At 63.5% G+C, this 23,846-nt stretch carries 24 protein-coding genes; 10 read left to right on the top strand and 14 right to left on the bottom strand.

Annotated features, from left to right (window positions below):
* Window positions 1–13 precede the first annotated feature (13 nt).
* The 7 genes from GKC28_RS06470 to GKC28_RS06500 all read left to right on the top strand — a co-directional run bounded on the left by GKC28_RS06470 (window position 14) and on the right by GKC28_RS06500 (window position 7,074).
* Window positions 14–367, top strand: coding sequence for a nuclear transport factor 2 family protein (locus GKC28_RS06470; RefSeq protein ID WP_174146091.1), 354 nt, complete (start codon window positions 14–16; stop codon window positions 365–367).
* Window positions 364–1,893 (top strand): ABC transporter ATP-binding protein, encoded by a 1,530-nt coding sequence (locus tag GKC28_RS06475; protein WP_174146092.1) that lies wholly within the window; start codon window positions 364–366, stop codon window positions 1,891–1,893. The genes GKC28_RS06470 and GKC28_RS06475 overlap by 4 nt, the downstream gene beginning before the upstream one ends.
* Window positions 1,894–2,988, top strand: coding sequence for an ABC transporter permease (locus GKC28_RS06480; RefSeq protein ID WP_174146093.1), 1,095 nt, complete (start codon window positions 1,894–1,896; stop codon window positions 2,986–2,988).
* On the top strand, window positions 2,988–3,953 hold the full coding sequence (locus GKC28_RS06485; protein ID WP_174146094.1) for an ABC transporter permease: 966 nt from the start codon (window positions 2,988–2,990) through the stop codon (window positions 3,951–3,953). Before GKC28_RS06480 ends, GKC28_RS06485 begins: the two co-directional genes overlap by 1 nt.
* Window positions 3,954–4,330: 377 nt before the next feature.
* The gene (locus GKC28_RS06490; protein WP_174146095.1) at window positions 4,331–5,254 is read left to right on the top strand and encodes a sulfite exporter TauE/SafE family protein; all 924 of its coding nucleotides are present in this window, start codon (window positions 4,331–4,333) and stop codon (window positions 5,252–5,254) included.
* Window positions 5,255–5,363: 109 nt separating this feature from the next.
* Window positions 5,364–6,287, top strand: a complete 924-nt coding sequence (locus tag GKC28_RS06495; protein WP_174146096.1) for a sulfite exporter TauE/SafE family protein — start codon at window positions 5,364–5,366, stop codon at window positions 6,285–6,287.
* Window position 6,288: 1 nt separating this feature from the next.
* A complete protein-coding gene (locus GKC28_RS06500) occupies window positions 6,289–7,074 on the top strand; it encodes a TIGR02186 family protein (protein WP_174146097.1) in 786 nt (261 codons plus the stop codon).
* Window positions 7,075–7,275: 201 nt separating this feature from the next.
* Here the strand turns inward: GKC28_RS06500 and GKC28_RS06505 are convergent, their stop codons facing one another.
* The 6 genes from GKC28_RS06505 to GKC28_RS06530 all read right to left on the bottom strand — a co-directional run bounded on the left by GKC28_RS06505 (window position 7,276) and on the right by GKC28_RS06530 (window position 14,247).
* A complete protein-coding gene (locus GKC28_RS06505) occupies window positions 7,276–8,013 on the bottom strand; it encodes an SDR family oxidoreductase (RefSeq protein WP_174146098.1) in 738 nt (245 codons plus the stop codon).
* Window positions 8,010–9,548 carry an ATP-dependent RecD-like DNA helicase gene (locus tag GKC28_RS06510; RefSeq protein ID WP_174146099.1) on the bottom strand — a complete coding sequence of 513 codons (1,539 nt, stop codon included), beginning with the start codon at window positions 9,546–9,548 and terminating at the stop codon, window positions 8,010–8,012. Before GKC28_RS06510 ends, GKC28_RS06505 begins: the two co-directional genes overlap by 4 nt.
* A 63-nt stretch (window positions 9,549–9,611) precedes the next feature.
* Entirely contained in the window at window positions 9,612–10,253 is a 642-nt protein-coding gene (locus GKC28_RS06515) for an acyl-homoserine-lactone synthase (RefSeq protein WP_174146100.1), read from the bottom strand.
* Window positions 10,254–10,345: 92 nt separating this feature from the next.
* Window positions 10,346–11,065, bottom strand: coding sequence for an autoinducer binding domain-containing protein (locus tag GKC28_RS06520; protein ID WP_174146101.1), 720 nt, complete (start codon window positions 11,063–11,065; stop codon window positions 10,346–10,348).
* A 358-nt stretch (window positions 11,066–11,423) separates the two neighbouring features.
* Window positions 11,424–12,704 (bottom strand): crotonyl-CoA carboxylase/reductase, encoded by a 1,281-nt coding sequence (ccrA, locus tag GKC28_RS06525; protein ID WP_174146102.1) that lies wholly within the window; start codon window positions 12,702–12,704, stop codon window positions 11,424–11,426.
* 112 nt (window positions 12,705–12,816) lie between these two features.
* Window positions 12,817–14,247, bottom strand: coding sequence for a 1-acyl-sn-glycerol-3-phosphate acyltransferase (locus GKC28_RS06530; RefSeq protein WP_174146261.1), 1,431 nt, complete (start codon window positions 14,245–14,247; stop codon window positions 12,817–12,819).
* 169 nt (window positions 14,248–14,416) lie between these two features.
* Between GKC28_RS06530 and GKC28_RS06535 the strand changes: the two genes are divergently transcribed.
* From GKC28_RS06535 to deoD, 3 genes are all read left to right on the top strand, one after another.
* The gene (locus GKC28_RS06535) at window positions 14,417–16,384 is read left to right on the top strand and encodes a protein meaA (RefSeq protein WP_174146103.1); all 1,968 of its coding nucleotides are present in this window, start codon (window positions 14,417–14,419) and stop codon (window positions 16,382–16,384) included.
* A gap of 119 nt (window positions 16,385–16,503) precedes the next feature.
* On the top strand, window positions 16,504–16,821 hold the full coding sequence (locus tag GKC28_RS06540; RefSeq protein WP_174146104.1) for an H-NS family nucleoid-associated regulatory protein: 318 nt from the start codon (window positions 16,504–16,506) through the stop codon (window positions 16,819–16,821).
* A 20-nt stretch (window positions 16,822–16,841) separates the two neighbouring features.
* Entirely contained in the window at window positions 16,842–17,546 is a 705-nt protein-coding gene (deoD, locus tag GKC28_RS06545) for a purine-nucleoside phosphorylase (protein WP_174146105.1), read from the top strand.
* A 156-nt stretch (window positions 17,547–17,702) separates the two neighbouring features.
* Here the strand turns inward: deoD and GKC28_RS06550 are convergent, their stop codons facing one another.
* From GKC28_RS06550 to sdhC, 8 genes are all read right to left on the bottom strand, one after another.
* Window positions 17,703–18,560 (bottom strand): DUF1989 domain-containing protein, encoded by an 858-nt coding sequence (locus GKC28_RS06550; protein WP_174146106.1) that lies wholly within the window; start codon window positions 18,558–18,560, stop codon window positions 17,703–17,705.
* A 367-nt stretch (window positions 18,561–18,927) separates the two neighbouring features.
* Window positions 18,928–19,089 (bottom strand): hypothetical protein, encoded by a 162-nt coding sequence (locus GKC28_RS06555; RefSeq protein WP_174146107.1) that lies wholly within the window; start codon window positions 19,087–19,089, stop codon window positions 18,928–18,930.
* A 134-nt stretch (window positions 19,090–19,223) separates the two neighbouring features.
* Window positions 19,224–19,934, bottom strand: coding sequence for a ZIP family metal transporter (locus GKC28_RS06560; protein WP_174146108.1), 711 nt, complete (start codon window positions 19,932–19,934; stop codon window positions 19,224–19,226).
* A 45-nt stretch (window positions 19,935–19,979) separates the two neighbouring features.
* Complete coding sequence (locus tag GKC28_RS06565) at window positions 19,980–20,249, bottom strand: hypothetical protein (protein ID WP_174146109.1); 270 nt, start codon at window positions 20,247–20,249, stop codon at window positions 19,980–19,982.
* 111 nt (window positions 20,250–20,360) lie between these two features.
* On the bottom strand, window positions 20,361–21,140 hold the full coding sequence (locus tag GKC28_RS06570; RefSeq protein WP_039174849.1) for a succinate dehydrogenase iron-sulfur subunit: 780 nt from the start codon (window positions 21,138–21,140) through the stop codon (window positions 20,361–20,363).
* 11 nt (window positions 21,141–21,151) lie between these two features.
* Entirely contained in the window at window positions 21,152–22,957 is a 1,806-nt protein-coding gene (gene sdhA, locus GKC28_RS06575; protein WP_174146110.1) for a succinate dehydrogenase flavoprotein subunit, read from the bottom strand.
* A gap of 19 nt (window positions 22,958–22,976) precedes the next feature.
* A complete protein-coding gene (sdhD, locus tag GKC28_RS06580; RefSeq protein WP_174146111.1) occupies window positions 22,977–23,348 on the bottom strand; it encodes a succinate dehydrogenase, hydrophobic membrane anchor protein in 372 nt (123 codons plus the stop codon).
* Between the two features lie 16 nt (window positions 23,349–23,364).
* On the bottom strand, window positions 23,365–23,748 hold the full coding sequence (gene sdhC / locus GKC28_RS06585; RefSeq protein WP_174146112.1) for a succinate dehydrogenase, cytochrome b556 subunit: 384 nt from the start codon (window positions 23,746–23,748) through the stop codon (window positions 23,365–23,367).
* Window positions 23,749–23,846 lie beyond the last annotated feature (98 nt).

The following is a 23,846-nucleotide window of genomic DNA, read 5'->3' on the forward strand; positions in this document are numbered from 1 at the left end:
AAAGCCCCAGGCCATGACGGATTCTCTTCATATTCTGTTTGCGGCCTGGGGCGACCCATCGCCCGAAGCGCGCGCCGAAAAGACGGGCGCGGCCATCGGGCCCGGTTTTTATTACTCCGATCCCAACACCCCTACCCCCCTCACCAGGCGCGACGCCTACCTGGACTATATCGCGCAGTTCAGCGCGATGATGCCGGGCGCCGCCGCCAGGGTCGTTGCCGTCTCGGAACACCACGGCCATGCGCGCGCCACGGTGGATTTCGAGAAGGACGGCCAGCGCATGGTGCGCGGCCAGTATTTTGCCGATCTGCAAGACGGCAAGGTGGTGCGGTTGATCGGCTTCACAGGCATGGGAGAGCCCGATTGACCGCCCCCGCCATCGAACTCAAAGGCATTTCCAAGGCCTTTGGCCCGGTCCAGGCTAACAAGGACATTTCCATCAGCGTCGCCCCCGGCACCATTCACGGCATCATCGGTGAAAACGGTGCAGGCAAATCGACGCTGATGTCGATCCTCTACGGCTTCTACAAGGCCGACAAAGGCGAAGTCTGGATCAAAGGCAAGCGCACCGCGATCCCGGACAGCCAGGCGGCGATTGCCGCGGGCATCGGCATGGTTTTCCAGCATTTCAAGCTGGTGGAGAATTTCACTGTGCTGGAGAACATCGTGCTTGGGGCCGAGGACAGCGGCATGCTGATGCCCTCGCTGCGCCGCGCCCGCAAGGAGCTGAAGGCGCTGGAGGAGGAATACGAGCTGTTCGTGGACCCCGACGCCCGCATCGATGAGATCGGCGTTGGCATGCAGCAGCGGGTGGAAATCCTCAAGGCGCTCTACCGCAAGGCCGAAATCCTGATCCTTGACGAGCCGACCGGCGTTCTGACGCCGTCTGAGGCCGACCAGCTGTTCCGCATCCTCGACCGGCTGCGCGCCGAAGGGAAGACCATTATCCTGATCACCCACAAGCTGCGGGAGATCATGGAATACACCGACACGGTGTCCGTCATGCGGCGCGGCCAGATGACCGCCACCGTCAAGACGGCAGAGACCAGCCCCGAGCATCTGGCCGAGCTGATGGTGGGCCGCAAGGTCCTGCTGCGCGTCGACAAAGTGCCCGCCCAGCCCGGCGCGCCGATCCTGGAGATCGAGAACCTGCGGGTGGTGGACAGCGCCGGCGTCGAACGCGTCAAGGGAATAGACCTGACGGTGCGCGCAGGCGAGATCGTCGGCATCGCCGGTGTGGCCGGCAACGGCCAGTCGGAGTTGCTGGAGGTTCTGGGCGGCATGCGCCCCGGCACCGGCAGCATCAAGCTGCATGGCACCCCCCTGCCGCTGCACGGCCTGGGCTCCGATGCCGCTGCGCGCCGCGCCGCCCATATCGGCCATGTGCCGGAGGACCGTCAGCGCGAAGGCCTGATCATGGACTTCCACGCCTGGGAGAACGTGGCCTTCGGCTACCACCGCGACGCGGCCTATCAGAACGGCGTTCTGATGAACAACGCAGCGCTCCGGGCCGATACCGAGGCCAAGATGGAGAAATTCGACGTGCGCCCGCCCGATCCCTGGCTGGCGGCCAAGAATTTCTCCGGCGGCAACCAGCAGAAGATCGTGGTGGCGCGCGAGATCGAGCGCAACCCCGACCTGCTGCTGGTGGGCCAGCCGACCCGCGGCGTCGACATCGGCGCCATCGAATTCATTCACAAGCAGATCGTCGAGCTGCGCGACCAGGGCAAGGCGATCCTGCTGGTCTCGGTCGAGCTGGAAGAGATCCTGTCGCTCGCCGACCGGGTTGCGGTGATGTTTGACGGCATGATCATGGGCGAACGGCCCGCCGATCAGACCGATGAGAAGGAACTGGGCCTGTTGATGGCCGGTGTCGCGGGGGAGGCCGCGTAAATGGACAAGATGCCGAAATGGGCCGATGTGGTCCTGATCCCGCTGATCAGCCTGATCCTGGCCGCACTCCTGTCGGCCTTGGTGATCCTCGGGATCGGCGAAGACCCGGTGGCTGCGGTCAAGCTGATGGTCGATGGCGCCCTGGGCTCCACCTATGGCTGGGGCTACACGCTCTATTACGCCACCAATTTCATGTTCACCGGCCTTGCGGTGGCGATTGCCGCCCATGCGGGCCTGTTCAACATCGGCGGCGAAGGCCAGGCGATGCTGGGCGGGCTTGGCGTTGCGCTGGTCTGCCTGCTGATCCCCTGGCCGCACTGGACGCTGGCGCTGGTCTTTGCGGCGCTTGGCGCGGGCCTTTTCGGGGCCGCCTGGGCCGCGATTCCCGCTTATTTGCAAGCCAAGCGCGGCAGCCACATCGTGATCACCACCATCATGTTCAACTTCATCGCCGCGGCGGTGTTGAACTATGTGCTGGTGAACCTGCTGCGGCCCGAAGGCTCAATGGACCCGGCCACCGAACGCTTCCCCGAGGCCGTCCACCTGCCGTCCCTGCATGAGCTTCTGGCTCCGATCGGGATCGAGTTCTCGAAATCGGCCCCCGCCAACGTCAGCCTGCTGGTGGCTGTCGGTGCCTGCCTGTTTGTCTGGCTGCTGATCTGGCGCACGCCGCTGGGGTATGAAATCCGCTCACTCGGCAAGTCCGAGCCGGGCGCGCGCTATGCCGGCATCTCCTCGGTCCGGACCATCATGATCGCGATGCTGATCTCCGGCGCACTGGCCGGCATGATGGCTGTGAACAACGTGATGGGCGAGGCAGAGCGGCTGGTGCTGAACGCCACCGAAGGCGCCGGTTTCATCGGCATCGCGGTGGCGCTGATGGGCCGCAACCACCCGTTCGGCGTGTTCCTGGCGGCGATCCTGTTTGGTTTCCTCTACCAGGGCGGTGCGGAACTGGCACTCTGGACTTCGATCCCGCGCGAGCTGATCGTGGTGATTCAGGCCCTGGTGATCCTGTTCACCGGCGCGCTCGACAACATGGTGCGGATGCCGCTTGAACGGATCTTCCTGGCGATGCGGAAGGGGCAGAACTGATGGATTTCCTGACGATCATCCAGCTTCTGGACTCCACCGTCCGCCTGGCAACGCCCTTGCTGCTGGCCTGCCTCGCGGGCCTGTTCTCGGAACGTGCAGGCATCTTCGATATAGGGCTTGAAGGCAAAATGCTGATCGCTGCCTTCTTCTCTGCCGCTGTCGCCGCCGTCACCGGCAACGTCTGGCTGGGCCTGCTGGCGGGCATTGGCTCCTCACTGGTGCTGGCAGCGCTGCACGGAGTGGCCTCGATCACCTTCCGCGGCAACCAGCTGATCTCCGGCGTGGCGATCAACTTCCTGGCCGCGGGCATGACGGTGCTGATTGCCCAGGACTGGTTCCAGCAGGGCGGCCGGACGCCTTCGCTGATCGGCGGCGGGCGGTTCACCCCGTTTGACCTGCCCTTCGCCGAAAGCCTTTCCGGCGTGCCAGTGCTTGGCCCAATCTATTCCGAGCTGCTCTCCGGCCATTCGATCCTAGTCTACATCGCCTTTTTGGCGGTGCCGGCCACCTGGTGGGTGCTGTTCCGCACCCGCTTCGGCCTGCGCCTGCGCGCGGTGGGGGAAAACCCTGCTGCCGTGGACACCGCCGGCGTCTCGGTTGTCGGCCTGCGCTACGGCGCGGTGCTGATCTGCGGCCTTTTGTGCGGCATTGCGGGCGCCTATCTGGCCACCGCGCTGCAGGCGGGTTTCGTCAAGGACATGACCGCGGGCCGCGGCTTCATCGCGCTGGCCGCGCTGATCTTTGCCAAGTGGCGGCCCTGGCATGCCATGGGCGCCTGTCTGCTGTTCGGCCTGCTGCAGGCGATCGCGCTGCGGTTCCAGAACATCGAGCTCGGCGGCATCACCATCCCGGTGCAGGCGATGGACGCCCTGCCCTACGTGCTGACGGTGGTGATCCTGGCCGGTTTCGTCGGCAAGGCAATCCCGCCGCGGGCCGGCGGTGAGCCCTACGTGAAAGAGCGCTAAGCGCCGTCTGCAACTGTTGAAACGCCCGGCCCTTTGCCGGGCTTTTCTCTTTCCTGGCCTTCGTCTTTTCCGGGTCAAGGGCCGCGCAGCGGCGGCGCACAGGCGCCGTTCACCCTTGACGCGGAAAAGACGCAGGCACACTTGGCATGGCCATCTGAGGGGCAGCCCTGCCCCTCAGAGGCCTCTCAGCAGAACCTCTTTCCGCTGCACGCAGTGCGGCGCCCGGCCCAAGGCCGCCAAGGCGAAGGGCCATGCCCTTCACCTGCAGGCGCGGGAGCACCTGCCCTTAGGTCCAGTTCACCACACTCTGTCGGTCCTGTCCGCCGCAGTGCCGCCTGGCCGGTTGACCCCTTGCGTTCTGATTGCTGTATGTCCCCATGCACGTGTTCCTTCCCATCGCCGAAGTCTCTGTCAACTTTCTGCTGCTCTTGGGCATCGGCGGCGCTGTGGGCGTGCTGTCGGGCATGTTCGGGGTCGGCGGCGGCTTTCTGATTACGCCGCTCCTGTTCCTGATCGGCATTCCGCCAGGGGTTGCGGTTGCCACCTCCGCCAACCAGGTGGTGGCCTCCTCCGTGTCCGGCCTGATGGCGCATTTCCGGCGCCGCACGGTGGACCTCAAGATGGGCTACGTGCTGCTTGGCGGCGGGCTTCTGGGCGCCGCGCTGGGGATGGCGGTCTTCAACTGGCTCAAGCAGCTGGGCCAGGTCGATCTCGCCGTGCAGCTGTGCTACGTGCTGTTCCTTGGCGTGATCGGCGCGCTGATGTTCGTCGAAAGCGTCAACGCAATCCGCAAGGCCAGGAAGGCCGGCGGCGTTTCCGCCTACAAGCGGCGCCAGCGGTCCTGGGTGCACGCCCTGCCCTACAAGATGCGGTTCAAGGCGTCCGGGCTCTATATTTCGGTGATCCCGCCGGTCCTGGTCGGATTAGGCGTTGGCATCCTCTCAGCGATTATGGGAGTCGGCGGCGGCTTCATCATGGTTCCTGCGATGATCTACATCCTCGGCATGCCGACCAAGGTAGTGATCGGCACCTCGCTGTTCCAGATCATCTTTGTCGCCGGGTTCACCACGGTGATGCATGCCACCACCAACCAGACGGTGGACGTGGTGCTGGCGTTGTTCCTGCTGGCGGGCGGCGTTGCGGGCGCCCAGTTGGGCACCCTGATCGGCGCCAGGCTCAGGGCAGAGCAGCTGCGGGTGCTGCTGGCCCTGCTGGTGCTGTCGGTCTCGGTCAAGATCGCCTTCGAGCTGCTGCTGGAACCCACCGACCTGTTTTCCTTGACCGTGCTCAATCTGCCCTGAATCGCCGGCCGGCAGCTATAAGTCCAGTTTGCAACGGCAAATCAGTCCTGCACGCTGCAGAGCGGCATAGATCATTGATTTTTGATATGACTGCGGTTTAACAAAGAACATGCAGATCTACCTTCCCATAGCTGAGGTCTCAGTGAATGCCTTCCTTCTCCTGGGCCTTGGGGGAATGGTCGGGGTTCTCTCGGGCATGTTCGGAGTTGGCGGCGGCTTCCTGATGACGCCGCTTCTGTTCTTTATCGGCATCCCGCCCGCGGTGGCGGTGGCCACCGAGGCGAACCAGATCGTCGCTTCCTCCTTCTCCGGCGTGCTGGCTCATTTCCGAAGGCGCACGGTCGACATCAAGATGGGACTGGTGCTGCAGGCCGGCGGCCTGATGGGCGCGGCGCTGGGGGTTGTGGTGTTCAACTACCTCAAGGCGCTCGGCCAGGTCGATCTGCTGGTCAAGCTCTGCTACGTCGTCTTCCTGGGCGTGGTCGGCGGGCTGATGTTCATCGAAAGCCTGAACGCGATCCGCAAATCCAAGAAGGCAGGCGGCGCCGCCCCTGCGGCCCGGCGCCAGCGCGGCTGGGTTCATGCGCTGCCGTTCAAGATGCGGTTCCGCACGTCGGGCCTCTATATCTCGGTGATCCCGCCCATTCTGGTCGGCGTCTGCGTCGGCATCCTGGCGGCGATCATGGGCGTCGGCGGCGGCTTCATCATGGTGCCCGCGATGATCTATATCCTCGGCATGCCGACCAAGGTTGTTGTCGGCACCTCGCTGTTCCAGATCATCCTGGTCACCGGCTTCACCACCATGCTGCACGCCACCACCAACTATACCGTGGACATCGTGCTGGCGGTCCTGCTGCTGATCGGCGGCGTGGTCGGCGCCCAGATCGGCACCCGCATCGGCGTCTACCTGAAAGCCGAGCAGCTGCGCATTCTGCTGGCGCTGATGGTCATCGCGGTCTGCGTGAAACTGGGTCTCGACCTGCTGCTGCAACCCTCCGAGCTGTTCACGCTCGGCGAAGCGGGGGGCCACTGATATGCGCAAGCTGCTGCTTTCCGCCCTGACCGCCGCCGCCCTGGCGCTGCTGCCGCAGTCCGCGGCTTTGGCCGCCAAGGAAGAGGTGGTCCTGGGCCTCAGCCAGGACCGCGTGGCAATTACCGCCACATTCGATGGCTCTGAAATCCTGATCTTCGGCGCTGTCAAGCGCGAGACGCCGATCCCCTCTGACGAGCCGCTGCAGGTGGTGGTCGCGGTCTCCGGCCCGGCCCCCTCCGTCATGGTGCGGCGCAAGGAGAAGAAGCTGGGGATCTGGGTCAATGTGGACAGCGTACTGGTCGACTCGGCACCGGCATTTTATGCCGTGGCCACCAGCGCCCCCTTTAAACAGGTGCTGACCGACACCGAAGACCTGCGCTACCGGGTGTCCATCAAACGCGCGATCCGCTCAGTGGGTGCGGCCATGCACATCCGTGGCGCCCAGGCTTTTGCCGATGCGGTGATGCGGATCCGCGAGAAGAACGGCCTCTATTCCCTGCGTGAGAATACCGTGGCGGTGGATGAACAGACCCTGTTCCGCACCGCGATCAAGATGCCCGCCGACCTGACAGAGGGCGATTACCAGACCCGCATCTTCCTCACCCGCGGCGGCGAGGTGGTGTCGAGCTACGAGACCACCATCGACGTGCGCAAGGTGGGGCTGGAACGGTTCCTCTATTCGCTCTCGCGCGAGCAGCCGTTCCTCTACGGCCTGATGTCGCTGGCGATTGCAATTGCCGCTGGCTGGGGGGCCTCAGCCGCGTTTAGCCTGCTGCGCAACCGGTAGAGAGGGGCGCTGCCCCTCTTGGCCTGACAGCCAATTCACTCCGAGTATTTTGCTGCACAGAAGAAGGCCCTGGTTCTACGTTCTGAAACTACTCCCGTCCCGATGCCCTGCAGGCGGCCTTGCCGCCGGGAGGGGAGACGCGCGGTGCTACACCCAACGGGAGCGGTGCATACTGGATGCACCAGCGACGGGCGGGAGAGCCTAGCCGCGGCCGATATAAGGCATCTTGGTCGCCATCACCGTCATGAACTGGACATTGGCCTCCAGCGGCAGATTGGCCATATGCAGCACCGACTTCGCCGCATCCTCCACCGAAAAGGTGTGCATCGGTTCCCCGTCCGGGTTGGCCTCGGCGTGGCGCTGGGTCAGGTCCTCGACCATCGGCGTACGGGTGTTGCCGATATCGATCTGGCCGCAGGCGATATCAAAGGGGCGCCCGTCCAGTGACAGGCTTTTGGTTAGCCCGGTGATTGCCGCCTTGGTGGCCGCGTAGGGCGCCGAATGGGGCCGCGGCACATGGGCGGCGATGGAGCCGTTATTGATGATCCGCCCGCCCTGCGGCGCCTGATGACGCATCTGCCTGAAGGCCGCGCGGGCAGTCAGATACATGCCGGTGAGGTTCACATTTACCGAGGCGAACCAGTCTTCCAGCGGGATCTCTTCAATGGTGCCGGGCGGGGTGAAGATGCCCGCGTTGTTGAACAGAACATCCAGCCGCCCCGCCGCCATCGCAAAGCTGTTGACCGCATGATCGACCGCGGCCGGATCGGTCACATCGCCGGGCAGCACATGGGCATTGGCATTTCCCTGCGCCACCTCCTCGAGCTTTTCCGCCCGGCGGGCGGTCAGGCCGACCTGCCAGCCCTCGGCCAGGAACAGCTCTGCAACAGCCCGGCCGATGCCGGAGCTGGCGCCGGTGATTAGGATTGATTTGCTCATGCCGGGGTCTCCTCCTGTGCTTCCAGCGTCAGCGCCGCGGCAGGCACCGCCTTCAGGTCATCCACCGGCAGCGGGCCGGTGGGCTTGGCCAGCCGGTTTCGGACCACCCAAATCAGCCGTTCCTGCGCGCGGGTAATCGCCACATAGGCCAGCCGCTTCCACAGCGGCTGCCCCGCCTCCACCCGGCCCATGCGGGCAGCGGCATAGATATCGGGGGCAAAGACCTGGGTGGTGTCCCACTGGCTGCCCTGCGCCTTGTGGATGGTCACCGCCGCGCCATGCAGGAAGGCGGCGCCCATGCGGGCCGCATAGGGGATGAAGGGCTCTTCCTCATCCGGCTTCTCGATTTTGACGATGGAGGCGGCGGAGACCTGCGGATCCTCTGCCCCCATCACATGCAAGCGGGAAAACCCCGGTTTGCGGCCCGCGCCAAGGTAGATCACCTGCGCCCCTTTGATTAGCCCGCGGGCCTCCAGGTCCAGGCGTTTCTTGCGGTGTTTCACCGGCAGCTCGATGCCGTCGCAGATCAGCGGTTCCCCGGCGATCAGTTCATCCTCCGGCGCGCCATGCACAGTACGGAAGGCATTGATCAACCGGATGCGGGTATTGTTGCGCCAGACCAGCACCGGAGAGCGCGCCATCAGGTCGACCTCCACCCGCTGGCCCCAAACCACGCGGTCATCGCGGCGTGCGGTGTCTTCGATCATCCGCTCGAAATCCTCGAAGCCCAGCTGCGGGTCGGCCAGCGCATGGGCCAGGTCCAGGATCGGGTTGCCCGCCTCCTGCCGGTGGATGCGGTTCAGGATCAGGCGCCGCGGCTCCGGCAGCGCATCAAACACCATCGACCCCGACTGGTTCACCGGCGCCAGCTGCGCCGGGTCGCCGAACAGGATTAGGTTCGGGAAAATCTCCTTCAGATCCTCGAACTGGCGGTCGTCCAGCATCGAGGCCTCATCGACAAAGCCGATGTCCAGCGGCTCCTCGCGCCGCTTCCAGCCGGTGATGAAGTCGGAGCCGCGCAAGCCGGCGGCAGCGAGGGCGCCGGGGATCGACTTGTTCTTCTCGTAAAAGGCGGCGGCACGGGCCAGCGCCTCCTCTGTCAGCCCTTCGATTTCGGGCTGATCGCCCTGCCCGGCCAGCCATTCGGCGATCTTCTCAAACTCAGGGTCGTAGACCGGCGTGTAGAGAATGCGGTGGATGGTGGTCGCGGGCACCCCGCGCAGGCGCAGCACGCTGGCGGCCTTGTTGGTCGGCGCCAGGATCGCCAGGGTGCGGCGGTCGTCGCCTTTTTTGCGGCTTTCGTAGTCGCCGGAGACAACTTCGACCCCGGATTGCTCCAGTGCCTTGTAAAGCTCAGCCAGCAGCAGGGTCTTGCCTGATCCCGCCTTGCCGATCACCGCCATCACCCCGGCATCGCCGCGGGGCGGTTGCAACAGCCCGTCATCAAGGTCCACCCCTGCCTGGCGCAGGAGCTCGGTCACGCTGTTATAAGCGGTGGCCTGGTCATCGGAAAACTGTACGGGCAGAGCTGTCATGGCGCGACCCTACAGCCGCGGGGCCGGGTCCGCCAGAGGCAGCGGCCCCGGATTGCGGATCTGTCAGGCCGTAAGCGCCAAGGGCATCGCAGCCCCTGCCCCGCCAAACGAACGGTCGAACCAGAGCTGCGAAAGCTCCTGCGCGATGCCCGCCTTGGCGGCGACGTTCAAGTAGACCTCAGGCGCGTATTCCCAAAGGCCCAGGCAGATGCGGTCCCGCCCTTCGCCCTGGGTGCCGATCACCTCTGGGCTGAACCCCAGGCTGCGGTAGATCCGTACCATGCGGCGGTCGAAGACACCTGCGAAATGCGCGACGGAGAAGTTGCGCATGATCTCGACCCCGCCCAGGGTCAGCGCGCCGGCCACGTTTCGGCCAGCCTCGCGTGACAGGCAGAACCGGGTGCATTCCCAGATCAGCGGGCTGCTGATGGGCACACCGCCTGCGAGATCCAGAAAGATCTCATTAACCATAACCGGGCCGGTGGTGGGCAGGAACCGCATGGAGCCGCCGTGGCTGCCATCGGGCATTTCCCAGATCACATAAAGCGGGTCGAGCGCGTCATACTGATCCCGTTCCTCGCCGTTCCGGTCCACTTGCACGTCCCAGCCCAGCCGGGCCTGGAACTGGTCCGCCCGGTCCCGGAACATCGACTGCGCCAGGGAAGCGTGAGCGTGAAGATCGCGGCCATAGATAAAACGAAGCATGATTTGTCCCCTTCTGGTTGAACAGTGGGAACAGGGTACGGTTATTAACCACAATCTCAGAGGGTATTTACGATGATATTCGCAACCGGTCGTTAAACCACAATCAAACCAAGCGACGTCGCTCGGGCAATCGAATGGGTGGTATTGATTGCCCCCAGCTTGAACCGGGCGCTTTCGATGTAGACGCGCAGCGTGTGCTCCGAGATCGAAAGGGTCTTTGCCACCTGCGCGCGGCTGTAGCCGATCGCCAGCAGGGTCAGCGCGTCCACCTCCCGCGGCGACAGCGGCTGGGCCTGATCCGGGCTGCGGTCGGGTTCGAACTCCAACGCCTTGCGGTTGAAGTAATGCGCGATCAGAATCATGTCACGGCTGTAGCGCTCAGTCAGCTTTTCCCAGGTTTCATCGTCGCAGTTATGGCTGACAGTGAACACGGCAAACTGCCCGTTGGGCCCGCGGACCGGGATCGAGTAGCCCTGGTTGCCAACCCCGTGCTCCAGCGCATCCTTCAGAAATTCGCGGGCCGGTTTCGGCGACCAGTCCAGACGTTTCCAGTCAACCGGGTGAAAGCGCTGATAGCAGCCGGCCACAACCGGATCGACGCGGACATAGGCCCTTTCCTGGTAACGTGCGACCCAAGCCTGCGGATATGTGCCGAAGTGGTAGTGGTCTCCGGCGCTGTCGACCCAATGGTACATGGCATGGTCGACGCCAAACACTGTGCAGACCTGCTCGATGATCTGCTGAAGACCATCAAGGGTACCGGTGGCGTCCAGCGCCTCAAGAATACGGTCCAGTTCCGCTTTGCCTGCCATGGTTCGCTTGCCGCCGTAATTCGCTGCCTTGAATGTGATTGCCGCAATACCCGTTGCTTAAGGCATGGCATACAACTTCGGCTTTTCATGCAGCGGCTAAGTTACTCTAGTCAATGACACTTCTGACTCATTGGTCAAAAAATGGCCAAAAGGCGCCGCTCATAGGTGTTCTGGAGCAGCCGCATGCCATCTAAGGTTTATCCCACTTGCACTTTTCGGCGCAACCCTCCCCAAAAATAGCGGGCCATTCGCGGCTAAGCTACTGAAAGAAAGACTGATAAATAGAAACTCCCGCGAAACGCCTGGAGCGATTCGCGGGAGCCCCTGTTTGCCTTAAGATTTCAGTGCCAAGCCGCCCTCAGGCGTCGAGCACATCCTGCAGGGTGCGCAGGCCGGTCTTCGGCGCCTGCACCAGCACCGACATGTTGCCCGGCAAATGTTCATTGCGCAGCATCTTCATGTGGGCCTCGGGAAGGTCATTCCAGGTGAACACTTCGGACATGCAGGGATCAAGGCGGCGTTCGACCATCAGCTTGTTGGCAGCCGCGGCCTGCTTGAGGTGGGCAAAGTGCGAGCCCTGCAGGCGCTTCTGGTGCATCCACATGTAGCGCACGTCGAAGGTCAGGTTGTAACCGGTGGTGCCCGCGCAGATCACGACCATGCCGCCTTTCTTGACCACAAAGGTGGAGACCGGGAAGGTCGCCTCGCCGGGGTGCTCGAACACCATGTCGACATTTACGCCTTTGCCGGTAATGTCCCAGATCGCTTTGCCGAACTTGCGCACTTCCTTAAACCACTCGGCATATTCCGGTGTGTTCACGGTGGGCAGCTGGCCCCAGCAGTTGAAGTCCTTGCGGTTCAGAACGCCCTTGGCGCCTAAGCCCATGACGAAGTCGCGCTTGCTTTCGTCCGAGATCACGCCGATGGCGTTGGCGCCGGCGGTATTGATCAGCTGGATCGCATAGGAGCCGAGGCCGCCGGAGGCGCCCCAGACCAGCACGTTCTGACCCGGTTTCAGGTCGTGCGGCTCATGGCCGAACAGCATCCGGTAGGCGGTCGCCAGGGTCAGCGTGTAACAGGCGCTTTCTTCCCAGGTCAGGTGCTTGGGCCGCGGCATCAGCTGCTGGGCCTGCACATTGGTGAACTGGGCAAACGATCCGTCCGGCGTCTCATAGCCCCAGATCCGCTGGCTGGGGGAGTACATCGGGTCGCCGCCGTTGCATTCCTCGTCGTCGCCGTCGTCCTGGTTGCAGTGGATCACGACCTCGTCGCCAACCTTCCAGCGGGTCACCTTGGAGCCCACAGCCCAGACGATACCTGAGGCATCGGAACCGGCAATGTGGTAAGGTGCCTTGTGGCCGTCAAACGGCGAAATCGGCTTGCCCAGAGACGCCCAGACGCCGTTGTAGTTGACGCCCGCCGCCATCACCAGGACCAGCACCTCGTTGCTGTCCAGCTCGGGCACATCGACCACTTCCTGCACCATTGCGGTATTCGGCTCGCCGTGGCGCTCCTTGCGGATCGCCCATGCATACATCTTCTTGGGCACATAGCCCATCGGGGGAATTTCCCCCAGCTCGTAAAGGTCTTTCTCGGGCGCCTCGTACGACATGACGTCAGTCTGGGTATCCAATGCCATGATGGCCTCCTTTGCATCCTGTTCTTTGCCGCGGTGCAGAATCGCAGCGGTTACCTGATGGATAGGATTGAGAAGGTAATATTGCAACCACTTTCGCGGCGTTTGAGTAATTTTATGACCCAGCGGATGCAGCATTACTCTTAGCGGGTGCAGAAAAATCACTGCGGCCGCCGGGCAAACCGCTGTCCTCGGGCAGCAGATGACGGACCGAGTTGGCATAAAACTCCAGCAGATCCTGGCGATCCGCCATGGGTGTGATACGTCCTCCCGCTTCCATCACCAGCCCGCGCCGCAACAGCTGGCTCAGGCCCGCCTCAGCCGCATAAGACAGATCGTCCCGCGGAATATGGACATGCGCCAGCGGCATTGCGGCAACCAGATCCTCAAGCCGGTGCTCAATCGCTGCGCGGCTGAGCGGGCCGTGCCGCAGCAGGATGGCCGCGATCAGAGGCACGGGCAGCACCGGAACAATGGCGCTGATCCGCTGCATCAGCTCCCGTGCCAGCGGTTTGGTGATATCGCCTTCGCGCCCTGCCCCGAACCTGGCCAGGCTGAGCGGGCGGCCGAAATTCACCGCGGCATAGCCGGCCCGGCGGTGGCGGCCGGTCAGCCACAGCCACAGCTGCCGCAGCAACCGCAGCGCCACCAGCCCGATCCGGGCACGGAAGCGGCGGTCGCCTGCCTTGGCGGCAGAGGTCAGGATCTTATCCTCCAGCACCCGGTCGTAATTCAGCGCCACCGGCACAAACACCACGTCGCGCCGGTCCGGGTCATAGCCCTCGACGATGTATTTCAGCAGTCCCAGCCTGGGCTGGGCCAGGACACCGTCGAGGCTCAGCCCGCCCTCGGGGAACATCGCCTGGGTGGAGCCGCCGCGGGTGGCCAGACGCACATAGGCTGCCAGCACCTTGCGGTAGAGATCATTGCGCGACCGGCGGCGGATGAAATAGGCGCCCATCGCCCGGATCAGCCGGCTGAGCGGCCAGACCCGCGCCCATTCGCCAACCGCATAAGACAGTGCTGAGCGCTCCGCCGCAAGATAGGTGACCAGCACATAGTCCATGTTGGACCGGTGGTTCATCACGAAAACCACGGTGGACTTGGGGTCGATGGCCCGCAGCGCCTCCTCGTCCTGGTGGCCCAGCCGCACCCGGTAAACCGCGTTGGACAGGAACCGCGCCGCCCGGATGGCAAAGCTGAAATAGGCAAAGGCCGAGAAGCCCGGCACGATCTCGCGTGCATAGCGGCGCACCTGTTCGAATGCCACGTTCTCCGGGATACCCTCTGCCGCGGCATGGTCCGCCGCCGCCTGCGCCACCTGCGGATCGTGAATCAGCCGCTGGATCATGTCGTGGCGGCGTGCCAGCTTGAACGGCTCGATCGGTCGTTCCAACCGCTGATTAAGCCGCGCCACCGCCCGTTCCAGCCGCCGCCGGAAAAACCAGCGCACCGAGGGGAACAGGAAATGCGAGGCAAAGGTCACCGCGGCGAAGCCCACGATCAGCACGAATAGCCACAGCGGCAGTTCCACGGTTTGCGTCATAGTTGAACAGTTGCCCATGGCCTCCGCCTTGACAAGCACCAAGACACCCTGGCTTCCCGCCGCAGAAGCGGAATTGCCGCAACGCAGCGAATTGACATGGGTCGAAAATTGCAGTCTACATCTGCGTGACGAAATAAAATTACCGCCACACTGACTCGCGAGGCCCGACATGCCGCAGATGCAAAAAGACCGCCCCTGGCTGATCCGCACCTACGCCGGCCATTCCACGGCATCGGCATCCAACGCGCTTTACCGCGCCAACCTGGCCAAGGGGCAGACCGGCCTCTCGGTCGCCTTCGACCTGCCGACCCAGACCGGCTATGACAGCGACCATGTGCTGGCCCGCGGCGAAGTGGGCAAGGTTGGCGTTCCAGTTTGCCATCTGGGCGATATGCGGGCGCTGTTCAAAGAGATCCCGCTGGAACAGATGAACACCTCGATGACCATTAACGCCACCGCCCCCTGGCTGCTGGCGCTCTATATCGCGGTGGCCGAGGAACAGGGCGCGGATGTCTCCAAGCTGCAGGGCACGGTGCAAAACGACCTGATCAAAGAGTATCTTAGCCGCGGCACCTATGTCTGCCCGCCCAAGCCCAGCCTCAAGATGATCGCGGATGTGGCGGAGTACTGCTACACCAACGTGCCCAAATGGAACCCGATGAACGTGTGTTCCTACCACCTGCAGGAGGCCGGTGCCACGCCGGAGCAGGAGCTGGCCTTTGCCCTGGCCACTGCCCAGGCGGTGCTGGATGAGCTGAAGCCGCGCATCGCGCCCGAGGACTTCCCGGCCATGGTCGGCCGCATCTCCTTCTTCGTGAACGCCGGCATCCGTTTTGTCACCGAAATGTGCAAGATGCGCGCCTTTGTCGACCTGTGGGACGAGATCTGCGAGCAGCGCTACGGCGTTGCCGATCCCAAGTTCCGCCGCTTCCGCTATGGTGTGCAGGTGAACTCGCTGGGCCTGACCGAGCAGCAGCCGGAAAACAACGTCTACCGCATTCTGATCGAGATGCTGGCGGTGACCCTGTCGAAAAAGGCCCGCGCCCGCGCGGTGCAGCTGCCCGCCTGGAACGAAGCGCTTGGCCTGCCCCGCCCCTGGGATCAGCAGTGGTCAATGCGGATGCAGCAGATACTGGCCTATGAGACCGACCTCTTGGAGTACGGCGACCTGTTCGACCGCAACCCGGCGGTCGATGCCAAAGTCGAGGAGCTGAAGGAAGGCGCCCGCGCCGAGCTGGCGAACCTGGAATCGATGGGCGGCGCGGTGGCGTCCATTGAGTACATGAAAGGCCGCTTGGTCGATTCCAACGCCGAACGGCTGAACCGAATCGAGAAGAACGAAACCGTCGTGGTCGGCGTCAACAAATGGACCGATGGCGAGCCCTCGCCGCTGCAGACCGAGGATGGCGGCATCATGGTGGTCGACCCGGCGGTGGAACAGGAACAGATCAGCCGCCTGAACGCCTGGCGCGGCGAGCGTGACAATGTCGCAGTGCAATCGGCGCTCGCTTCCCTGCGGGCAGCTGCACAAAGCGGCACCAATATCATGGAGCCCTCGATTGCCGCCGCCAAGGCGGGCGTCACCACCGGCGAATGGGCGGAAGAAATGCGCAAGGTCCACGGCACCTACCGCGGCCCGACCGGCGTGTCGGCCTCTGTCTCCAACAAGACCGAAGGACTGGACGACCTGCGCGATGCGGTCAATGCCGTCAGCGACGTGCTGGGCCGCCGGATCAAGTTCGTGGTCGGCAAGCCGGGCCTGGACGGCCACTCCAACGGCGCCGAGCAGATCGCCTTTCGCGCCCGCGACTGCGGCATGGACATCACCTATGACGGCATCCGCATGACCCCGGCTGAACTGGTGGAAGCGGCGCAGAAGGACGACGCCCATGTGGTCGGCCTGTCGATCCTGTCCGGCAGCCATCTGCCGCTGGTCGAGGAAATGATGCAGCGTATGCGCGACGCGGGTCTGGAGCATATTCCCGTGGTCGTCGGCGGAATTATCCCGGACGAAGACGCGCAAAAGCTGAAGTCTATGGGGGTAGCCCGAGTTTACACCCCCAAGGATTTCGAGCTAAATTCAATCATGAGCGATATTGTCGACCTGGCAAAGCCACCTAAAATTGCAGTGAATTGACTTTTAATAGGCAACTTCCTGCAAATAGCCCAGAAAGATGCTGAAACGCGTCTGGAAATTGGGCCATAAAGAATGACATACCGGATTTTCCGGTATGTCATTTTTATATGGAGATCAAAATGACCTTCGATCTTTCGGCTATGAGCAGAAAAGAGCTTCTCCAGCTGCAAAGCGATGTTGGAAAGGCATTGCAGGAAGCAGAACTGCGCGAGCGTCAGGAAGCCCTGAAAGCCGCCGAAGAAGCTGCCGCTAAATACGGTTTTTCGCTGGATGAAATCGCCAGCGCATCGCGACAGGGCGCCAAGAAAACCAAAGCGGCACCGAAATACCGCAACCCGAACAACCCCGAGGAAACCTGGACCGGCCGCGGCCGCAAACCGCATTGGGTGCATGCCGCGCTGACCGCGGGCATGGATATTTCCGACCTGGAAATCTGACGCCTGAGCGGAGCGAAGCAATGACCATTCATATTGGCGCCGCACCGGGCGACATTGCCGAAACCGTGCTGATGCCAGGCGACCCGTACCGCGCGAAATGGGCGGCTGAAACTTTTCTGGAGGACGCCCGGCTGGTCAACGAAGTGCGCGGGATGCTGGGCTATACAGGCACTTGGAACGGCCACCGGGTCACCATCCAGGGCAGCGGCATGGGCATGCCCTCGCTGTCGATCTACGCCAATGAGTTGATCCGCGATTACGGCGCAAAAACCCTGATCCGCATCGGCTCCTGCGGCGGCATGCAGGACAAGGTCAAGGTCCGCGACGTGATCCTGGCCATGACCGCAAGCACCGTGAACAGCCCCTCCAGCGGTATTTTCCGTGAGCTGAATTTTGCCCCCTGCGCCGACTGGGGCTTGCTGCAGGCGGCCGCCCAGGCGGCTGCCAAACGCGGCTCAGCCACCCATATCGGCGGCATCTACTCCTCGGACGTGTTCTATGACGAACGCCCCGACCTGAACGAGCAGATGGTGCGCCATGGCATCCTGGGCGTTGAGATGGAAGCGGCGGAACTCTACACGCTGGCCGCCCGCCACGGCTGCCGGGCGCTGGCGGTGCTGACCGTGTCCGACCATCTGGGCACCGGCGAGGCTTTGTCCTCGGATCAGCGTGAACGCAGTTTTGGTGATATGGCTGAAATTGCGCTGGAGGCAGCATTTAGCTGACGTTGCGTAAATTCATTATTGGCAATGAAAAGGGCAGCGGTTTCTCCGCTGCCCTTTATTGTTTCATGACTGCGAAGCGCCTGGCGGCAACTCGGCTGTTTTCCGAGCGGCAGAAATTTGGCAGCACATTCCGGTTAAATGCAAAATGCGCGTGGTTCAGCCGCGGCCATGGCTGCGGTCATAGCCATTGGGCGGCGGGCTTTTCCAATCACCCAGCGCCCCTTCTGCCGGGGCAAAGACCTCAACCAGCAGCGGGTAACACGCGGCCGTATCGCTGGAATGCTCCGCCGAGCAATCACCGCCCGGGCAGGCGCTGAGACTGCCCAAGAGGTCAATCTCGGAAAAAAACTCCAGGTAATCGCCGGGACGCACCGGGCTTGCCTTCATGAAATACTGGCCGGTGCCGCGGGTGAAGCCGGTGCACATGAAGACATTGAGTACATCATGCACATGCGGCTCTGCCTCTGCCGGTGACACGCCCAGATGATCTGCCAGCGCCCGGGTCAGGTTTGAGTGGCAGCAGTGGTGGTACTGGCTGCCCGCCAGCAGGTTTCCGGTATAGGGGTCGCAGCGGGTGCCGATAACGTCATGCACCGAGCCGCCGAATTCGTCGATACCGTACCAGCCCAGCGTGTCCGCCACGACGGTCGCCATCGGACGCAGATGCGGAAAGCTGGTCCACATCCGCTCGCCGGTGGTGATATGGGTGCCATGCAGGGCGCGGGTCTTGCCGGAATAGAACCGCTCGCTGAGATCGGTCTTGTTCCACAGGTTGAGATCGCCCACCTGCGGCCCCTCGATTGAGGTTATGCGGAAGAAATGCCCGGCGGGCACCTCGAAACAGGCGGCATCGCGGGGCGGCACCCGCACCTCGCCGGTTTTCACCGCGCTTTCCCGCGCCCGGCTGTACAGCGCCAGGTCCGGCACCGGCAGGGTGTCGTTCGGGTAGCAGATCACCGGTTTGACGGCGCGGCGGGCCGCAGCGTCGGCGGGGGCAGCGGGAGTGCTGGACATGGGGGCAAACCTTCCTGTTCGTTTGCCCCATCAAGACCTCATCCCCGCCCCGGCGCAAGCCCTTCGCGCAGCAGGCACCCCTGCAGCTGTAACGGTGCCCTGTCAGGTGCTGCGCTGCGGATTACGGCAGATGCGGGGGGCGGCTTCCCCGGGTTCCACGGCACCGCAAGAGATGCAACGCCAGTGCCCTTCGGACTTGACCTGCCGCCAGCGGCAATTGCGGGTGAGATCCATCGCACGATGGCGCCACAGGAAGTAGCAAAGGACGCCAACCGCAAGGGCAACAACAAGTATCATGCAGCCTGTCTAGCCCTGACGGCGCGGCCCTTCAAATGCAAATCCCGCACGAGGACCGCGGCGGCCCGCTTCACGCAGCCTGGTAGTATTCGAACAACTGGTCCTGCTCCGGCTCCTGCCCGCTCTGCATAAGTGTTTCGGGGGTGTAGTAGGCATAGGCCTGCTCCAGCGCCTCCAGCGCGGCGCGGGCGGCTTTGGCTTGCTGCTCTTCCAGAGTTTCAACGGGTTTCATCGGGCGGTCTCCTTATTTGCGGCACCATCCTCCCTTGCCCGGCAACATAACTTCTGCCGTCCTCGCGCGCACCGGATGTTTTTGCAGCCTTGCCATGCAGTTAGCGCAAGCCGGCGCCCCTCAGCCCACCCAGCTCAGCCGATCAGAAAATGCCCGGCCAGCCCCAGCGCAAATCCCGCGACCGCGCCCAGCGCAGGCGCGCTGCTGCGGTTGCTGTGCGCCTTTGGGGCGATGTCCTGAAACAGCAGGTAAAGGATGCCGCCCGCGGCAAAGATCATGATTGCCCCCAGTACCGCATGGGCATCCGCCAGCCAGACCAGCCCGGCCAGTGCGCAGGCAGGTCCCAATGCGGCCAGCCCCAGAAACAACAGCAGCACGTGCCAGGCCGGGCTGTCGCCGCTCCAGACCTCGCGGAAGGCGGCAAAGCCCTCGGGCAGGTTCTGCAGGAAGATCATCAGCGCCAGCAGCTTGGCGGTGGCGGAATCCGCCACCAGCATCGCCCCCAGCGCCATCGCCTCCGGCAGGTAATCCAGCAGCATCGCCAGCAGCAAGGCGCCGCTGCCCCCGTGGCGCTGCAGAACGGTATCGATCAGGTAGAAAACCAAGCCGCCGGCCGCAAACAGGCCAACAGCCCAGGCGGGGGGCAGCGCCTCTGCCGCTTCCGGCACCAGCACCAGCGCCACTGCCGAGGCCAGCGCACCGCCGCCAAAGGCCGCGATGGTGTGCAAGACCCGGTCGCGCAGCACCGGATTGCCAATGTGCTCGCACCAGGCCAGCAGCCCGCCCAGCGGCATCGAAAGACCGGCAATGCCGGCAAGCAGAATGGCATAGAAATGCGGTTGCATCCCGGTACCTTAGGGCGGCATCTGGCGCCGCTCAACCGATATAGCTCAGATGTTGATGCAGGAGGTCGCTTGCGCCGCCTGCGCCTCCGTCACATTCAACCCCGGCTGCACGTTACGCAGCACCGTGGCGCCCGCGCCATGGCCTAAGAACTCGGTGCTGACGCGAACCTCCCCGGTGATCCCGGCCTCCGCGATACAGCCCGGAATCCGTGCATCCGTCGCCGCCAGCTGGCCGCCGATCCGGTCGTGGTCCGTTGCCGTCATACAGCCCGCCATCAGAGCCAGCGCACCTGAGGCGCATCCAAGAAGTCTCATGCCCGAAATCCGTTGCCTGCAAAAATCATACCCCCGGTTTCGCAGGAAACCGGGGGTCATGCAATTTTCATCGCCAGCGGGCGGCGGATCCTTGCGGACCGCCTGACGCGGTCAGACGGTGCGCTCGACCATCATCTTCTTGATATGCGCAATCGCCTTGGCCGGGTTCAGGCCTTTGGGGCAGGTCTTGGCGCAGTTCATGATGGTGTGGCAGCGGTAGAGCTTGAACGGATCCTCCAGCTGGTCCAGGCGCTCAGGCGTGGCTTCGTCCCGGCTGTCGATGATCCAGCGGTAGGCGTGCAGCAAGGCTGCCGGCCCAAGGTAGCGGTCGCCGTTCCACCAGTAGCTCGGGCAAGAGGTCGAGCAGGATGCGCACATCACGCATTCATAAAGGCCATCGAGCTTCTTGCGGTCCTCGATGGACTGCTTCCACTCCTTCGCCGGGCGGTTGGTCTTGGTTTCCAGCCAGGGCATGATCGAGGCATGCTGAGCATAGAAATGCGTCAGATCCGGGATCAGATCCTTGACCACCGGCATATGCGGCAGCGGATAGATCGCCACGTCGCCCTTGATCTCATCCATGCCGTAGATACAGGCCAGCGTGTTGATGCCGTCGATGTTCATCGCGCAGGATCCGCAGATCCCTTCGCGGCAGGAGCGGCGGAAGGTCAGGGTCGGGTCGATCTCGTTCTTGATCTTGATCAGCGCGTCCAGAACCATCGGGCCGCAGCTGTCCATATCGACGAAATAGGTGTCGACCTGCGGGTTTTTCCCGTCATCCGGGTTCCAGCGGTAGATCTTGAATTTGCGCACATTGCTGGCGCCCTCCGGCTTGGGCCATGTCTTGCCGGTGGTGATCTTGGAGTTCTTCGGGAGGCTGAATTGAACCATGGTCTGTCTCCTTAGAACGTCCGCGCCTTGGGCGCGATTTTCTTGAGGCTGATGCCGCCTTCATCCTCGGTGGTCAGCGGATCCACGATCACCGGGCGGTAGGACAGATCAACCTTGTTGCCCTCCACGCGCGACACGGTGTGGACTCGCCAGTTCTCGTCGTCGCGGGTGGCGTAATCCTCGTGGGCATGGGCGCCGCGGCTCTCCTTGCGCGCTTCGGCGCCAACGATGGTGGCCAGCGCGTTTGGCATCAGGTTGGTCAGCTCCAGCGTCTCCATCAGGTCGGAGTTCCAGACCAGCGAGCGGTCGGTCACCTTAAGGTCATCGAGCTTGGCCGCAATCGCGGTCATCTTCTCAACGCCTTCCTTCAGCGTCTTGTCGGTGCGGAAAACTGCCGCGTCCGCCTGCATGGTGCGCTGCATTTCCAGCCGCAGGTCCGCGGTCGGGATGCCGCCCTTGGCATTGCGCAGGGTGTCGAAGCGGTCAAACGCCTTGTCGACGGAGGCCTGGTTCAGCACCGGGTTCGCCGCGTCGGCGTCCACAACCTTGCCCGCGCGGATGGCGGAGGCGCGGCCAAAGACCACCAAGTCAATCAGCGAGTTGGAGCCCAGGCGGTTGGCCCCGTGCACCGAGGCACACCCCGCTTCGCCCACGGCCATGAGGCCAGGCACCACCGCGGTCGGATCGTCGGCGGTCGGGTTCAGCACCTCGCCCCAGTAGTTGGTCGGGATGCCGCCCATGTTGTAGTGCACGGTGGGCAGAACCGGGATCGGCTCCTTGGTCACGTCCACACCGGCAAAAATCTTGGCGCTCTCAGAGATGCCCGGCAGCCGCTCCGCCAGCGCCTCGGCCGGCAGGTGGCTGAGGTTCAGGTGGATATGGTCGCCCTCGGCGCCGACACCGCGGCCTTCGCGGATTTCCATGGTCATAGAGCGGCTGACATAGTCGCGCGGCGCCAGGTCCTTGTACTGAGGCGCATAGCGCTCCATGAACCGTTCGCCCTCGGAGTTGGTCAGGTAGCCGCCCTCGCCCCGCGCGCCCTCGGTGATCAGGCAGCCGGAGCCGTAGATGCCGGTCGGGTGGAACTGCACGAACTCCATGTCCTGCAGCGCCAGGCCGGCCCGGGCCACCATGCCGCCGCCGTCGCCGGTGCAGGTATGCGCCGAGGTGGCGGAGAAATAGGCACGGCCGTATCCGCCGGTCGCCAGCACCACCATTTTGGCGTTGAACACATGCATGGTGCCGTCATCCAGCTTCCAGCAGACAACACCCTGGCACTGCCCGTCCTCGGACATGATCAGGTCGATGGCGAAATACTCGATGTAGAACTCGGCATTGTTCTTCAGACTCTGACCATACAGCGTGTGCAGGATCGCGTGGCCGGTCCGGTCAGCCGCCGCACAGGTGCGCTGCACCGCGGGGCCTTCGCCGAACTCGGTGGTGTGGCCGCCGAACGGGCGCTGGTAGATCTTGCCTTCCTCGGTGCGCGAGAACGGCACCCCGTAGTGCTCCAGCTCGTAAACCGCCTTGGGCGCCTCGCGGGCCAGGTATTCCATAGCGTCGGTGTCGCCCAGCCAGTCAGAGCCCTTGACGGTGTCATACATATGCCACTGCCAGCTGTCCGGGCCCATGTTGCCCAGGGAGGCAGCAATACCGCCCTGCGCCGCCACCGTGTGGGAGCGGGTCGGGAACACCTTGGTCACACAGGCCGTGCGCAGCCCCTGTTCCGCCATGCCCAGCGTCGCGCGGAGGCCAGCCCCGCCGGCGCCAACCACGACCACGTCATATTCATGTGTTTCGTATTCGTAAGCAGCCATTGAAAAAGACCTCGGAGCGTTACAGGGCCAGGCGGATCAGCGCATAGGCGCTGGTCGCGGCGACGGCATAGGACAGGCAGTTGACCAGGATGATCGTCAGGCGGCCATTGAAGCCGTGGACATAGTCCTCGATCATGATCTGGGCGCCGGATTTGAAGTGCATCATGCCGACCCAGATGGTCAGCGCCGCCACGAGTGCCGGGAACGGGCGGGAATAATAGGCAGTGATCTCCTCATAGGAGCCGCCCAGCGCTGGACCAAAGGTGAAAACAAACAGCGGCACCAGGATCAACAGGGCAATGGAGCTCACCTGCATCGACCAGTGATGGCTGGTTCCGGATTTTGCAGCGCCCATGCCAACGGCGCGTTTGCGGTCAGTCAGATATCGCATCGCGTGTGTCCCCAGCTTAGACGATGATAATGGTGAGTACGGTCAGAACCGCCGAGCCGATCACGACAATCCAGCCCAGCTTCTCGGCCTGTTCCAGATCCAGCATATAGCCGTTGTCCCAGATCAGGTGCCGGATGCCGGCCAGCGTGTGGTACCACAGGCCCAGCACCGACAGGGTCATCACCAGATCGCCGAACCAGCTGGTCAGCAGGCCGTTGGCGGTGGCGAAGTATTCGGGTGAGGTAGCGGCGGCCAGGAACCACCAGGCGATCAGCAGCGCGGAAACGATCAGCGCGTTGCCGGTAATCCGCGTCAGGATCGACGTCACGGAGGTCAGCTGCGGGCGGTAGACCTGCAAATGCGGCGAAAGCGGGCGGTTGCCCCGATTGACATCGGCCATGTTGGCTCCTTTTCAGGTTGGCTGACGACGTTTTAGCCGATTTTTACGGCGTGTCACCCGAAGGAACGGTTAAAAACGGCAGGTTTCTGGCCTGTTGG

Source organism: Leisingera sp. ANG59, assembly GCF_013317235.1.
Taxonomy (GTDB): domain Bacteria; phylum Pseudomonadota; class Alphaproteobacteria; order Rhodobacterales; family Rhodobacteraceae; genus Leisingera.